General features: G+C 53.3%; 10 protein-coding genes. All 10 read left to right on the top strand.

Going from position 1 to position 14,846, the window contains the following annotated elements; all coding sequences use genetic code 11:
• Positions 1 to 36: 36 nt before the first annotated feature.
• Positions 37 to 1,005: an aldo/keto reductase gene (locus DFQ01_RS05725; protein ID WP_110042924.1), complete on the top strand. Its 969-nt coding sequence runs from the start codon at positions 37 to 39 to the stop codon at positions 1,003 to 1,005.
• Positions 1,006 to 1,112: 107 nt separating this feature from the next.
• Positions 1,113 to 2,222, top strand: coding sequence for an ABC transporter ATP-binding protein (locus DFQ01_RS05730; RefSeq protein WP_110042925.1), 1,110 nt, complete (start codon positions 1,113 to 1,115; stop codon positions 2,220 to 2,222).
• A gap of 37 nt (positions 2,223 to 2,259) precedes the next feature.
• Positions 2,260 to 5,220, top strand: a complete 2,961-nt coding sequence (locus tag DFQ01_RS05735; protein WP_110042926.1) for an extracellular solute-binding protein — start codon at positions 2,260 to 2,262, stop codon at positions 5,218 to 5,220.
• A complete protein-coding gene (locus DFQ01_RS05740) occupies positions 5,207 to 6,106 on the top strand; it encodes a carbohydrate ABC transporter permease (RefSeq protein WP_342769982.1) in 900 nt (299 codons plus the stop codon). The genes DFQ01_RS05735 and DFQ01_RS05740 overlap by 14 nt, the downstream gene beginning before the upstream one ends.
• 4 nt (positions 6,107 to 6,110) lie before the next feature.
• Entirely contained in the window at positions 6,111 to 6,959 is an 849-nt protein-coding gene (locus DFQ01_RS05745) for a carbohydrate ABC transporter permease (RefSeq protein ID WP_425452369.1), read from the top strand.
• Between the two features lie 14 nt (positions 6,960 to 6,973).
• Positions 6,974 to 9,133: a YIP1 family protein gene (locus tag DFQ01_RS05750; RefSeq protein ID WP_174812422.1), complete on the top strand. Its 2,160-nt coding sequence runs from the start codon at positions 6,974 to 6,976 to the stop codon at positions 9,131 to 9,133.
• Complete coding sequence (locus tag DFQ01_RS05755; RefSeq protein WP_110042929.1) at positions 9,130 to 11,403, top strand: DUF5696 domain-containing protein; 2,274 nt, start codon at positions 9,130 to 9,132, stop codon at positions 11,401 to 11,403. The genes DFQ01_RS05750 and DFQ01_RS05755 overlap by 4 nt, the downstream gene beginning before the upstream one ends.
• Positions 11,400 to 12,269: a carbohydrate ABC transporter permease gene (locus DFQ01_RS05760; RefSeq protein WP_110042930.1), complete on the top strand. Its 870-nt coding sequence runs from the start codon at positions 11,400 to 11,402 to the stop codon at positions 12,267 to 12,269. Before DFQ01_RS05755 ends, DFQ01_RS05760 begins: the two co-directional genes overlap by 4 nt.
• Before the next feature lie 29 nt (positions 12,270 to 12,298).
• On the top strand, positions 12,299 to 13,312 hold the full coding sequence (locus tag DFQ01_RS05765) for a carbohydrate ABC transporter permease (RefSeq protein WP_110042931.1): 1,014 nt from the start codon (positions 12,299 to 12,301) through the stop codon (positions 13,310 to 13,312).
• 200 nt (positions 13,313 to 13,512) lie between these two features.
• On the top strand, positions 13,513 to 14,844 hold the full coding sequence (locus DFQ01_RS05770; protein WP_110042932.1) for an LLM class flavin-dependent oxidoreductase: 1,332 nt from the start codon (positions 13,513 to 13,515) through the stop codon (positions 14,842 to 14,844).
• Positions 14,845 to 14,846 lie beyond the last annotated feature (2 nt).

A 14,846-nucleotide genomic window follows, 5' to 3' on the forward strand; every position in this document is an offset into this window, starting at 1 on the left:
ATGAAATCGATAAGACCATGATAGGAGGATACACAGATGGAATATCGCAAATTTGGCAGAACAGGATTGAAGGTTTCGGCGGTAAGCTTGGGGACGATGGCATTCGGGCGTTGGATTGATGAAGAGGCGTCTGCGACGATTCTAGATTTGGCGCTGGACAATGGCATTAATCTAGTGGACACCGCGAATGTTTATGGTGAAGGTGAATCGGAGCGAATTCTCGGCCGATTGTTGAAGGAAAGACGGCAGGATATCGTATTGGCAACGAAGGTGCATGGGCGCGTAGGACAAGGCGTGAACGACGGCGGTCAGAGCCGGTATCATATTTTCAAAGCGGTAGAGGATAGCTTGCGTCGGCTTCAAACGGATTATCTCGATTTGTATCAGGTACATCGGTTCGACCCGAATACGCCGTTGGAGGAAACGCTTCGTGCGCTGGACGATCTGGTCCGTCAGGGCAAGGTTCGCTATATCGGCGCTTCGAACTTCGCGGCTTGGCAGCTAGCGAAAGCGCATGGTATCAGCGCCTTGCATGGGTTAGAACGGTTCGAAAGTCTCCAGCCCGAGTACAGCCTCATCTCGCGTGAGATTGAGCAGGAAATCATTCCATTCGTACAGTCCGAGCAGGTAGCCGTCATCGTGTATAGTCCACTCGGCAGAGGTATATTGTCCGGCAAGTATCGTGCAGGAGAGGCACCGCCGGAGGGTTCGCGCCTAGCCGCAGGCGAGCAGCGTCTTGAGCAGCTGCTGCAGAAGAATGCGCTCACCGTCGCAGAGGCGATTCGGCCGCTTGCGGAGGAACAAGGCCTTGCGCCTGCACAATATGCGCTGTCGTGGGTGCTCAGTCGTCCGGGCATTACATCAGCTATTCTCGGCGCTTCCAAGCCGGAGCATATTACAGAAGCGGTTAAGAGCTGGCATGTGCGGCTAAGTGAGGATGACCTGAATCGCGCAGATGAAGCGCTTGCCCTAGCATTACAAGGCCGAGCAGCCGTACTTAACTGAGCAAAGACGATTAAATAACGAATTGCATACATTCTACCGTTCCAATGGGGGATATCTGGTGAAAGCGCGGATATCCTCTTTTTGATGGACGAAATGGGGGATACATGATGGCAGGTGTTCGCATCCAGCATCTGTACAAGCGATATGGCAAGGAGAAGCAGGCGGTTGTATCCGATTTTGAGCTGGAGATCAAGGATAAAGAGTTCATCGTATTCGTTGGCCCTTCCGGCTGTGGCAAATCTACAACGTTGCGAATGATTGCAGGTCTGGAGGAAGTGACGGAGGGCGAGATTTTTATCGACGATCAGCTGGTGAACAAGCTGCCGCCGAAGGATCGAGATATCTCGATGGTGTTCCAAAACTACGCGCTGTACCCGAACTTAAGCGTATACGAGAATATTGCATTTGGTCTTCGGATGCGGAAGCTGCCGAAGCATGAGATCGATCTGGCTGTTAAGCAGGCGAGCCGCGTGCTGGAGATAGAACCGTATTTGCACCGCAAGCCGAAGGATCTGTCCGGTGGTCAGCGGCAGCGCGTTGCGCTGGGACGAGCGATCGTTCGTAACCCGAAGCTGTTCTTGATGGACGAGCCGCTCTCGAATCTTGATGCGAAGCTTAGAGTGACGATGAGGATGGAAATTACGAAGCTTCATAAAAAGCTTGGTACGACGTTCATCTACGTGACGCATGATCAAATCGAAGCGATGACGATGGCCGACCGAATCGTGGTCATGAAGGGCGGCATCATCCAGCAGTGCGATACGCCGGAGCGCGTCTATTCTAAGCCTGCGAATATGTTCGTGGCGGGGTTTATCGGCTCGCCGCCGATCAATTTCATTCAAGGCCGCATTGTTGAAACGCCTATCGGGCGATTAGAATTTCAGACCAATCGATTTCAGCTCAAGGTGAATGAAGCAGAGGAGTATATTTTGCGGTCTAATAACCAAGTAAACAAGTCTATTATACTTGGAATTAGGCCGGAGAACGTGAAGCTGGAAGGGCTGTTCTCAGAGACGATTATTACCGGTATCTATCGAGACAATGAGCTGATGGGAGCTGACCGGTTCCTGTACTTGGATATCGGACAGGAGAAACCGCTCATCGCCCGGGTCGACCCGGACAATCGGTTCAATGAGAATGAGAAAGTAAAGGTAGAGCTCGATCTGTCGAAGGCGCACTTCTTCCATCAAGAGACGGGCGTACGATTGACGGAGTAATCGCCGCGTGAATTGAAGGAGGGGGTGGCAGGTCGTCATGAAGAAGAAGCAGTATTGGTTTCTCGGAACGGGTCTAGTGTTCATCGCAGCGGTGCTGTATTTGTCCATAGGGCCGAGTGGGTCTGCTAACGATGACAACGATCATATAACGGACGTCCGTTTCGAGGATTTGACCGCTAATTATGAATACGATCAAGATCCATATTACAGCGAAGCACTTGCGAAGTGGCAGGAGCAAGGGCTTAAGGATGCATCTACTACGGTACAGATTGATGGTTCTTCGCCGTCGAGCGTATCAGATGAACAAACGATTCAAACGGGCAGCTATGGCGGCAAATCCAATGTGCTCGTATGGAACACGGCCAAGTCCGGTTGGGTGGAGTATTCGTTCCAGACCTCGGAAAGTGCACTGTATGAAATTCACGCTTCCTATCTGCCGCTGAAGGAAGAGGGACGAAAGGCAGCTGTCCAGTGGGATGTGACGATAGATGGCAAACATCCATATCGAGAAGCATCCGCTATCGCGTTGTATCGAACATGGGAGGATGCGCGGCCGATCTTGACGAACAGTGACGGCGATCAGATCCGGCCTCGCTCGACCGATATTTCGGAATGGAGCGACAAGCCTTTCGTGGACTCTGGCGGTGCTTATTCAGAACCGCTGAAGTGGTACATCCCTGCTGGTAAGCATACGATTCGGCTGCAGGGTCACGAGCCGGTTGCGGTCGAGCGGCTGTCGCTCGTACCGGCTGAGAAGATTCCAAGCTATGAGGAAGTAAAGGCGAGTCAAGCAAATGTACCGGCAGCAGCAGGAGAAGCAATTACGCTGCAGGCGGAAGATTTTACGTATAAGAATGACCCTGCGATTAAGTTGTTTTCAGACAAAAATGACCGCTCCATACCGCGCTATGCAGGTCGCATTATTTATAATACGGTCGGCGGACTGCGGTGGCTGGAACAAAATCAGGAAATTACGTGGACGTTCGAAGTACCGAAGACGGGCCTCTACAAATTTGGTTTCCGCGCGCTGCAAAACACGATTGCGCAGAAAACATCGTTCCGAACGATCCGAATTGACGGCAAGGTGCCGTTCAAAGAGTTCGAGGCTTACGGGTTCCCTTATCGCGCAAGCTGGGAAGGGACGGTGCTTCAGGATGCGAATGATCAGCCGTATCTGGTGAAGCTTGAACAAGGCAAACATACGCTGTCGCTGGCGGTGACGCTGGCTCCGGTCAAATCGGCGCTGATCGATCTCGAGCGGCTCAATGCGCATCTGGATGCGATCGATTGGGATTTGCGGACGGTGACAGGTTCCAATAGCAAGAAGACGCTTGACCGTAACCGGACTTGGGATATGGAACAGGACTTCCCGGGGCTTACGGACAAAATGAAGCTTGCGGCAGACGCGATGTCTGTGCTGTCCAAGCGGCTCGTTGCCGCCAATGGCAATAAGGACTCGATCAGCCAAGGGCTCGATACGTCGGCGAAGGACCTTCGCTCGCTTCTGCGCAAGCCGGAGGAGATTCCGTACAACGTGGATGAAATCTCCTCGATGCGGGAGAAATTCGGCACCTTCATCGAGACGTTGATGAAGCAGTCGCTGCAGCTCGATGAGGTGTATATCATTCCGGCAGCAGCTCAGCCGCCGAAAATGACAGCGAACCTACTGGCAACCGTGTGGGGAAGCGTGCAAAATTTCGGCTATTCATTCGACTCCCGCGACAGTCTGCGGGACATGGATCAGACGAAGCTGAATGTCTGGGTGCAGCGCGGCCGCGACTATGTCGACCAGCTGCAGCAGTTGGCGGATGAATCGTTCACGCCGGAGACTGGCATAGAAGTGAAGGTCAATCTGCTGCCGAATCCCGAGCTGCTGCTCATGTCTAATAGCGCAGGCGTCCAGCCGGATGTGGCGCTCGGCTTGACACAGGATTTGCCGGTCAACTATGCGATACGAGGATCGCTGGTCGATCTGTCGAAGCTCGACGGCTTCAACAAGCTGTATCCGCAGTTCAGCCCTGGATCGTGGCTGCCGCTCTATTATAACGGCGGTTATTACGGGGTGCCGGAGACGCAGTCGTTCCAAGTGCTCTATTACCGGAAGGACATCTTCAAGCGGCTTGGCTTGGAAGTGCCGCAGACGTGGGAAGAGGTGTACGACCTGCTGCCGACGCTGCAGCAGAACTTCATGAACTTCTATATTAATCCGAAGGAGTTCGCGACGTACTTTTATCAGAATGGCGTCGATTTCTACGAGCCAGGCGGACTGAAGTCTGCACTTGATACGCCTGCTGCCTACAAGGCGTTCAAGCAGTGGACCGACTTATTCAACACGTATGCGATCGATCGTGAAGTATCAAGCTTCTATCAGCATTTCCGCAATGGGACGATGCCGGTTGGCATCTCGGACTACAACATGTATGTCCAGCTGTCCGCGGCTGCGCCAGAGCTGAATGGCCGATGGGGCATCGCGCTGCTGCCAGGCGTGAAGCAGACGGACGGAACCATTACGAGATGGGCTGGCGGCGGACAGCGGACAGGCGTTATTTTCGAACGGTCGAATAAGCAAGAGGAAGCATGGAAGTTTCTGCAGTGGTGGCTGTCGACAGATACGCAGGAGCAATACGGCTCCGATCTGGAAGCGATGAATGGCGTAGCCTTCCGCTGGAACACGTCGAATGTCGAGGCGTTCCGCAAGCTGCCATGGAAGCAGGAGGATGCAGACGTTATCTTAGGCCAGTGGAAATGGTACAAGGATATCCCGAACGTTCCGGGCGGTTATTTCCTCGATCGCGAGCTGGGCAATGCTTGGACCCGTTCTGTCGTTGGCACGACGAATTATATGTCCTCTCTTGAACAGGCGGCGCGGGACATTAATCGCGAGCTTCTGCGCAAGCAGCAGGAGTTCGGCTTTGCAGACAAGCTTGGACACACCTTGAAGAAGCTGGATATACCTGTCGTAGATCGGCCTTGGGAAGGGATGGATGGAAGTGAGTAGGCTGTGGTCGTTTCGAACGTCGTATCTGTTTATTGCACCGTTCTTGATATGCTTCACGCTGTTCATCGTCATTCCGATTATTGCCGCTGTGGGCTTAAGCTTTACGTACTACAACGGCATTGAGCGGCCGCGTTTTATCGGGTGGAGCAACTTTCAATATTTGATCTCGCAGGACCTGTTGTTTCTGAAATATGCGATCCCGAACACGTTCAAGTTCGCGATTATCGTTGGACCAGGGGGCTATGCAGCGGCATTCCTGCTGGCATGGCTCATCTCCAAGCTGCGCGGCAGCGTACGCAAATGGGTGGCGCTTGCGATGTACACGCCGTCGCTCACGATCGGCATTGCGATGACGATCATCTGGCTGCCGTTGCTGTCGGGCGACCGAATCGGTTATCTCAACAGCATCTTACTGAAGCTCGGATTGATCGATGTGCCGAAGCTGTGGGTGACGAATCCTGATCTGCTCATGAACTCGATGATCGCCGTTACGTTGTGGTCGAGCATGGGGGTTGGCTTCCTGGCTATGCTGGCCGGCATTCTCAACGTCGATACGACGCTGTATGAGGCAGGCAAAATCGACGGCATCCGCAACAGCCTGCAGGAGCTGTGGTTTCTGACGATTCCTTCGATGAAGCCGCAGATGCTGTTCGGCGCCGTTATGGCCATCGTCACGACCTTCAAGACGGGATCGATCGGCGTTCAGCTGTCAGGGCAGAACCCGACGCCGTCGTATGCGGGTCACCTGATCGTCAACCATATCGATGACTACGGATTTATCCGGTTTGAAATGGGCTATGCGGCAGCGATATCCGTCTTCCTGCTCATCGTCATGTACGGAGCCAACAAGCTTAGCTGGAGCTTGTTTGGTTCGAAGGAGGAATGAGCTTGTGAGATCGTCCAATCTAGTCGCGCGAATCAGCTTCAACACCTTCATGCTCGCTTTATCGGTGTTTATGATTTTGCCGATCATTTATATTTTCAACCATGCGTTCAAGCCGTACCATGAGCTGTTCGTTTACCCGCCGACGTTCTTCGTGAAGGAGCCGAACGTGCAAAACTTCGTTGAACTGTTCTGGGTGACGGCGAATTCGATCGTGCCGGTGACGCGGTATTTGTTCAACAGCGTGGTCATCTCGGGGCTCAGCGTACTCGGTGTAACGATCGTTAGTGCGTTATGTGCATACCCGCTGTCGAAGCATCCTTTTCCGGGCAAAAAGTTCATCTTCTCCACGATTATTCTGATGCTTATGTTCACGCCGGAAATCGTGCAAATTCCGCGTTATCTCGTCGTCAGCGAGCTCGGCATTATGAATACGTATTGGGGGCATCTGCTGCCGATTCTCGCATCGCCGGTTGCGGTGTTCCTGCTCAAGCAATTCATCGATCAAATTCCGGACTCGTTGATCGAGGCTTCGAAGATTGACGGTGCGAATGAGGTGGTTACATTCGTACGAATTGTCATTCCGATGTGTATGCCTGCAATTGCCACCGTCGCGATTCTGGCCTTTCAGAACTCGTGGGGCAATATCGAGACGTCGACGTTGTTCATGCAGGATGATGAGATGAAAAATTTCCCGTACTTCCTCTCGACGCTCACGAACAATCTGGCGAATAACGTGGCACGGCAGGGGGCGGCGGCGGTCGCTGCGCTTATCATGCTTATTCCGAACTTGATCTTCTTCATCATTCTACAGAGCAAGGTCATCTCTACGATGGCGCATTCCGGCATCAAATAATGGGGGGAGTCTGTTTGAATACCCAATGGCTGCGGATCGTGTCCGCCCTGGCTCTCCTGCTCACTTCGACCATTCTCGCCCTGCCTGGCTCTGGCTCGCGCGCCTTCGCCTCGCAGCTGCCTTATGAAACGTATTATAAGGACGGCTTCGGCCAGCTCGTGAAGACGCAGGCAGCGTACTTGCCAGCGGGCGTTCTTGGTTATAATCTGGCGACTGCTGATGCGGCCGCAGTCAGCAGCGGAACAACTGCGACGACGAAGCTGCCGCTTAATCAGCCGAAGGATCTGTTCGTCGATGAGCAGGACAATATTTATATCGCCGATACAGGCAACAATCGAATCGTTCAGCTGGATTCAACTGGACAGTTCGTTCGGGAACTAACCGTTCCAGACAGTCCGCTCAAGAAGCCAAGCGGCGTGTTCGTCAATAAGGAAGGGAACATTTACGTTGCGGATACAGGCAATAACCGGGTCGTGACGCTGGATGCCCAAGGCAGACTGCTGAAGTCGCTCGATCGTCCGAAGTCCTCGTACCTCCCCGCTTCCTTCAAGTATGATCCGATTAATCTGATCGTGGACAAAAGGGGCTTCATCTACGTCACGACGCTTGGCGCATATCAGGGGCTTGTCGAGCTCGATCCGGACGGTAATTTCATCGGCTTCTTCGGACCGAACCGCGTCAAGTTCTCGGTATTCGATTCGTTCAAGCGGTTCGTCTACACGCGTGAAATGTATCAACGCGAGCTGAAGAAGCTGCCAGGCGCAATCGCGAATTCGACGATTGACCGCGAAGGCTTCATCTATACCGTCACGAAGGAAATTCAGACGAACCAGATCAAGAAGCTGAACATCGCGGGTCTCGACCAATTGCCGGGCAAGAGCGATTTTGCTTCGCTGCAGAGCGGACGGTCGTTCGGGGAACTGCTGCACTGGCAGCGGGATCTCAGCCCGCAGCTGAATGACATTACGGTCGATAATGACGGCAATATTACGGTAGTCGATTCCATATGGAATACGATCAGCCAATATGACCGCAGCGGCAATCTATTGTTCTTCTGGAGCAGCGATACGATTACCGCGACATCCAAGACGGGTGTCGTGAAGACGCCGGCTGCAATCGCGAACAATTCGAAGAACGAGCTGCTCATTCTCGACGGCACGAACAATCTCATTCAAGTGCTGCGGCCTTCAGCGTTCGGCAGCCTCGTACATGAAGCGAATGCGCTGACGCAGGAGGGCAAGTACGTGGAGAGCGAGCCGCTCTGGAACGAGGTCAGAAGGCTAAATGCGCAGTATTCACCTGCATTGATCGGTTTGGCGAAGGCGGCCTACAAGCAGGAGGACTACCAACGCGCTCAGCAGTTGTTCTATGAAGCGGGCGTTATTGGCGGCTATTCGGAATCGTTCTGGCAAAATCGGCTGGCGTGGTTCCAACGGCATTTTGGGCTGTTTATGAACATCGTTATTGCTGTTGGCGTTGTATTGCTCCTATGGGGTAAGCTCAAGCATCGACTGAGATTCGCTTCAGGCTGGTCGCTGCCCGTGCCATCGGAGCATTCGCTGGCAAGCAGACTGCGTCATCTATTCGTGTTGATTAAGCAGCCGGTCGACGGATTTTACTCTATTCGTTACGAAGGCAAAGCGAGCCTGGCGAGCAGCTTGATCATACTCGCAGCTGCGATTGCCGCATTTGGTTACATGGAAGCGGGAACGAGCTTTGTTTTCAACCCGAAGGTGCAGATCGGCATCGATCTTGTTCCATTGACGGTGCAGTTCATCGGCATATGGGTGGGATGGGTAGTATCGAACTATCTAATCAGCTCGCTGCTTCGTGGTGAGGGACGGTTCAAGGACGTATTATACGGCAGTTCTTATGCCTTATTTCCTATTATCCTCATTGGAATACCTGTCACATTGTTGTCCCGAGCAATGACATTGGATGAACTGTCGATCTTTCATTTCTTGAAGCTGGCCATTGTGCTCTGGACGGCGCTGCTGTTCATCTGGATGGTGCAGGGCATACACAATTACACGTTCATCGAAGCGATCTTCGTCATTGTGCTGTCGCTCATCGCGCTGACGATTATCGTCATTCTGATCTTTATTCTGATCAGTCTGAGCAACGAGCTGATCAACTTCATTAATTCCTTGTATCAGGAGGTGATTATCCGATGAGCAAACGCAGATGGAATGGATGGCTCATAGCTCGATTGGTGCTTTCCACGGCTGTGCTGCTGGTCATGGGATGGATTACGCTGCTGATCTGGAATCCCTGGGGAGACGATGTGGAGCAAAAGGTGGATGCTGCTGCGCTGTTCAATACGGCCGAGCATGTCCCTTACAAGGCAGGGCTGCCGAATGAGCAGGGCTTTCAGCTGTTCGCCGAGTCGGATCGGTTGAAGCTGCTGGTCGATCCAGCTACGGCGCATTTCCAAGTCGTCATGAAGGATACGGGGAAAGTGTGGCGCTCCTACCCAGACCCGACGCATTGGAAGGATGAGAAGGCGACCGGCACTTGGAAAAATCAACTGACTTCGCCCATTATCATCGAGTACGTCAATGCGAACAACTACAAGGCGTCATCGGTATCGAATGGGTTAATTGAGAACCAAGGATACTTGGAGGATTTCAAACAGACCGAGAAAGGCTTTACGGTCACGTTCGCTTTTCCCAAGATCCAATTCAAAATCCCGATCGAAGTCGAGCTGGATAACGACTATGTAGAAACTCGAATCAAAGATGCCGGCATCGTCGAAGGCAGCTTAAGCCTGCTGAACGTTAAGCTGTATCCGTTGTTTGGCGCGGAGCCGTCTGTCGGCCAGGATGGTTATATCGTACTCCCAGACGGTTCGGGATCGCTCATCCAATTCCAGCAGGATCGTACGATGCAGCAGCTGACGTACAACGAAAGCGTCTACGGACCGGATGCATCCTATTACTATGAATACACCGATAGGCAGCGGATCGCGATGCCGGTATATGGGCTTAAATCTGGTGATCAAGCGTTCATCGCGATTCTGACGCAAGGCGAATCGTTCGCGAACGTCTTCGCCGCGCCTTCCGGCTCGATAGGCAGCTCCAACTGGGTGACGGCAGAGTGGCAGTATCGGAAGCGCTTCTATCAAAGCGTTAGCAAAAGCACGGGCGAAGGCTTCTACACGTACAGCGGCGATCGGTTCAACACCGATACGCGTGCGACTCGGTACTATTTGCTCGGGACGGAGCAGAGTGATTACACAGGCATGGCTGCCGCCTATCGAAACTACTTGATCAACGAGCGGGGGGTGAAGCCGATCCAATCGCCGAGAAAGGATATTCCGTTCTTCCTCGATCTCGTTGGCGCTGACATTGAGAAGGGGCTCTTCTTCGATTCCTATCTGAAAGCAACATCGACCGACGATGCGAAATCCATCGTCAGCCGATTGTATGACAGCGGCATTAAAAATCAGCAGGTGCTGTTCGCCGGCTGGCAGCAGGACGGCTACAGCACGCATGGCGGCTACTTCCCGGTCGATAAGCGGATTGGCGGCAATGAGGGGATGAAGTCGTTCATCACATTCGCGCATTCGCTTGATATTCCGGTTTATCTGACAGCTAATTATACGCTCAATACGAATGGCGACGATGGCTTCTGGTGGCGGAGAGACGGCCTGCGCAATATGGCGGGCACCGTACTGGAATATAAGCCGAAGAATCATGATCAGGATGCCAGTGATTATGTAAGCCCAGGGTTCTATAAGAAGGTCGTGGAGTCTGATCTGAAGAACTTCAAAGCGCTGGGCGCAGATGGCATCGATTTCGAGGACGGCATTACGCAGCAGGTGAATACGGACTACAACTCTCGCTATCGCGCTAGCCGCGGTGATGTGGTCGATATTCAGCAGCAAATTGTGCAAGAGACGAAGGAGCAGCTAGGCTCCGTCGCTGCGAGCAATGCGAATTTCTATGCATTGGATCAGCTGGATCATATCCATCGTCTTGCGAGTGATTACTCGTATGATGTGTTCGTGACGGAATCGATTCCTTTTGCCCAGATTGTGCTGCATGGGCTCAAGACGTACACGCTTGAATGGTCGAACCTGCGTGACGAGTGGGACGATGAGTTTCTGCGCAGCATCGAGTTCGGCGCATACCCGACGTATGTGCTGAGCGGCGACCATGCAGATGATCTCAGACGTTCTTATTCTTTGTGGTATTACAGCCTGAATGTGAACGATTGGATCGACCGAATCCAGGAGGAGTATGCGAAGGCGAATGCCGCGCTTGCGCCTGTGCAGGATCGGTTTATTACCGCTCACCGCACGCTTGCTCCGGGGGTTAAGGAGACGGTGTACGATGGCGGCTATCGCATTATCGTCAACTACAACGAGACGGACTATGCCAAGGATGGTCTGGTCGTACCCGCTAACAACTATGTCGTCAGAGAAGGGGGCACACAGCCATGAAACTAGGCCGCAGACTAGAAGCACAGACGCTGCGCAAGCTGGAAGGCTCCTTGTTCATTGCGCCATGGGTGTTCGGCTTCCTGACCTTCGTCGCGTTCCCGCTTGGCTTCTCGCTCTACATGAGCTTTCATCAGGTCAAAATCACGGTAAACAGCGTGCAGTATACGTTCATCGGCTTCAAGCACTACCGTGAAATATTAATAGCGAACGGCAGCCTTCTCTATGAGGAGCTGTTCCCGTTCTTGCGCGAATCTGCCATGATGATTCCGATCATTCTTGTTTTCTCGCTGCTGATCGCGATCCTGCTCAATTTGAAGTTTCCGGGCCGGACGCTGTTTCGGGTTATTTTCTTCCTGCCGGTCATCTTCTCTTCGGGTCAGATCGTCCAGGAGTTTATTGCACAGGGGGAAGGCTCGCTCAGCATTATGGAGACGCTGCGGATCGATTACTATTTGCAGGAATACGTTCCTGGCGCATGGGCGGCACCGATTCAGAAGGTCATGGGTTCTTTCGTACTGGTGCTGTGGTATTCCGGTGTGCAGATTCTGATCTTCTTGGCGGGGCGTCAGACCTTGCCGGCTGCTGTGTATGAAGCATCCCGGATTGACGGATCAGGACCTTGGAGCACGTTCTGGAAAATAACGCTGCCGGGACTCGTGCCCTATATTTTCCTCAATCTGATGTACACCGTCGTAGATCTGTTCACCTTCCCGTCCAATCCGATCGTCAGCCGGGTCAATACGACCAACTACGGCAGCTCGAGCGCGCTCGCTTGGATTTATTTCACGATCATTCTGGTGTTCGTGCTGCTGACGCTGCTGCTGTACAGCCGCGTGGACAAATCGTTGTCAGGCAGCAAGAAGTAACCGCTCGTTAAGAAAGAGGTGAGAACAAGATGGGATTCTTAGATAGAGTCAGCGTGCCGCTTGAGCGGATGAATCGCGTCCCGAAGCTGCGAGGCAAGCTGGATGATCTGCAGCGCAATCGGAAGCTTCGCAGCAACCTGGAGCTGCTGCGATATCGGGTGCTCGGCACGGAAATCGATAAAGGGCTGCTGTTCAAGGCAGCTGTCTATATCATTCTGATCAACGTGGCCTTCATCTACCTGAAGCCGATTCTGTACATGATGACGACGATGGTGAAGGATGCGCGCAATATTCTTGATCCTTCTGTCATTTGGGTGCCGAAGTCGATTTATTGGGGGCATCTGAAGGAAGCGGCCGATATGCTGCATTACGGGAAGAGCTTCCTAATCAGCCTGTCGCTCGCTTCATCAGTGGCTGTCCTGCAGGTATTCTCCTGCGCGATAGCGGGTTACGCGTTCGCGCGGCTGGACTTCCCATTCAAGAAGCTGTGGGGCGCGCTGCTGCTGTTTACGTTCATCATGCCGCCGCAGATCACGATCCTGCCGTCGATCATGCTGTTCAAGAGCTTCGGCTGGCTGAATACATTCCTGCCCATGGTAGTGCCGGCGCTGTTCGGTCATGGGCTGAAGGGGGCATTGTTCGTCATTATTTATCGGTCTTTCTATTCGACGCTCCCGAAGGAGCTCGACGAAGCGGCACGGATGGACGGAGCGGGTCCGTTCCGCATGTTCTTCCGCGTCATGTTCCCGATCGCCCGCTCGGCAACGGTTGTTGTCGTGTTGTTCTCGTTCGTGTGGAACTGGAACGACTTCTACTTCCCTTCGCTCTATATGTTCACGGCTGAGCATGTGCCGCTGTCGATTACGCTTGCCCGGATGGCAGGGGAAATGAAGACCGCAGAAGGGGCAGGCGAGCTGACAGTATACGCGGAGGCGATCAAGATGGCGGCGTCGTTCCTGATCATTATGCCGCTGCTCTTTGTCTATTTGTTCGCGCAGCGCTGGTTTATCGAAGGGGTTGAACGATCAGGGCTTGTGGAGTAACGATCGAATGATTGCGCTGAAAAAAGTTCGGTTGAATCGGTTGACAGTTTTGGTTGATCCGTGGTAGATTCATATCCAATACGATATATCGTATTAAGTTCATAAGAATTGTCGGTATTAATCAACCGGATAGCCGGAGATTGCCTTAGGGGCATCTCCGGCTATTTTTATTTGCTTGAGAGAAAAGGGAGGGGATCACGATGAGTCAGCATGAGCGCAAGCTGCATTTGAATGCTTTTCTAGCTGCTACCGGCCATCATGAGGCATCATGGCGGCATGAAGATACGCACCCTGAGCGTGGCGTTGATATCCAGCACTACATCGAGTTGGCGCGCATTGCTGAGCGGGGGCTGCTCGACTCCGTGTTTCTGGCAGATGGGTATTGGGCGCATTCAGGTGCGCTGGAGCCATTCACGCTGCTGGCAGCCATTGCTTCGGTCACGAAGCATATCGGTCTTATTGCTACCGTGGAGACGACTTATAATCAACCGTTTCATGTTGCACGCAAATTCGCCTCTCTTGATCATATCAGCAAGGGCAGAGCGGGTTGGAATATCGTCACTGGCGCTGGCCCTGCTGCTGCGCATTTCAGTAAGGAGCAGCATCCGGTCCATCATGAGCGGTATGAATCGGCGGAGGAGTTCGTGGAGATCGTCAAACGGCTGTGGGACAGCTGGGAGGATGATGCCGTCCGCAATGACAAGGCGAGCGGTGTGCTGTACGACGATTCGAAGATCCATACGATCGATTGGCAGTCGGAGCGATACGCCGTGAAGGGGCCGCTCAACATCGCTCGTCCGGTGCAGGGCTATCCGGTGCTCGTCCAAGCAGGCTCCTCTGAGACGGGCAAGGAATTCGCTGCGCGATTCGCAGAGGTCATCTTCACGGCTCAGCTCACAATCGAGGAAGCCCGCGACTTCTACCGGGATGTAAAGGCGAGGCTGCCTCGCTACGATCGTACCGCAGATCAGCTGCAAATCCTGCCGGGCTTAAGCCCGATTCTCGCGGATTCGGAAGCGGAGGCGAAGGAGCTTGAGCAGGAGCTGTGGCGGCTGACAGATCATCAAGGGGCGATCAAGCGGCTGTCGGCGCAGCTGGGCGTCGATCTATCGAATCATTCGCTTGATGAACCGCTCACCGTAGAAGGTATCCTGACCAATGAACAAGTAACCGGCATGAAGAGCCGCCATCAGCTCATTGTTGATCTGATCGAGCGCGAGAAGCCGACGCTGCGTCAGGTGGTGAACAAGCTGGCAGGCGCGAGAGGTCACTTTACCTTCACCGGTACGCCGCTGCAGCTGGCGGACACGATCGAGCTGTGGTTCAAGACTGGCGCTTCGGACGGCTTCAACATTATGCCGCAAATTTACCCGAGTGGTCTGGAACGGTTCGTCGAGCAAGTCATTCCTGAGCTTCAGAACCGCGGCTTATTCCGTACCGCTTACGAGGATTCTACGCTGCGAGGCAATCTGGGGCTGGCACGCCCTGCGAACAGCCTGCTGGCGAATAAATTCAATCAAGAGGTGGTTTAGCA

This window comes from Paenibacillus cellulosilyticus, from assembly GCF_003182255.1.
GTDB classification, from domain to species: Bacteria; Bacillota; Bacilli; order Paenibacillales; family Paenibacillaceae; genus Paenibacillus_T; species Paenibacillus_T cellulosilyticus.

Coding starts and splice junctions, on each gene's coding strand:
- DFQ01_RS05725 (WP_110042924.1), top strand. CDS start 37: ATGGAATATCGCAAATTTGGCAGAACAGGATTGAAGGTTTCGGCGGTA.
- DFQ01_RS05730 (WP_110042925.1), top strand. CDS start 1,113: ATGGCAGGTGTTCGCATCCAGCATCTGTACAAGCGATATGGCAAGGAG.
- DFQ01_RS05735 (WP_110042926.1), top strand. CDS start 2,260: ATGAAGAAGAAGCAGTATTGGTTTCTCGGAACGGGTCTAGTGTTCATC.
- DFQ01_RS05740 (WP_342769982.1), top strand. CDS start 5,207: ATGGAAGTGAGTAGGCTGTGGTCGTTTCGAACGTCGTATCTGTTTATT.
- DFQ01_RS05755 (WP_110042929.1), top strand. CDS start 9,130: ATGAGCAAACGCAGATGGAATGGATGGCTCATAGCTCGATTGGTGCTT.
- DFQ01_RS05760 (WP_110042930.1), top strand. CDS start 11,400: ATGAAACTAGGCCGCAGACTAGAAGCACAGACGCTGCGCAAGCTGGAA.
- DFQ01_RS05765 (WP_110042931.1), top strand. CDS start 12,299: ATGGGATTCTTAGATAGAGTCAGCGTGCCGCTTGAGCGGATGAATCGC.
- DFQ01_RS05770 (WP_110042932.1), top strand. CDS start 13,513: ATGAGTCAGCATGAGCGCAAGCTGCATTTGAATGCTTTTCTAGCTGCT.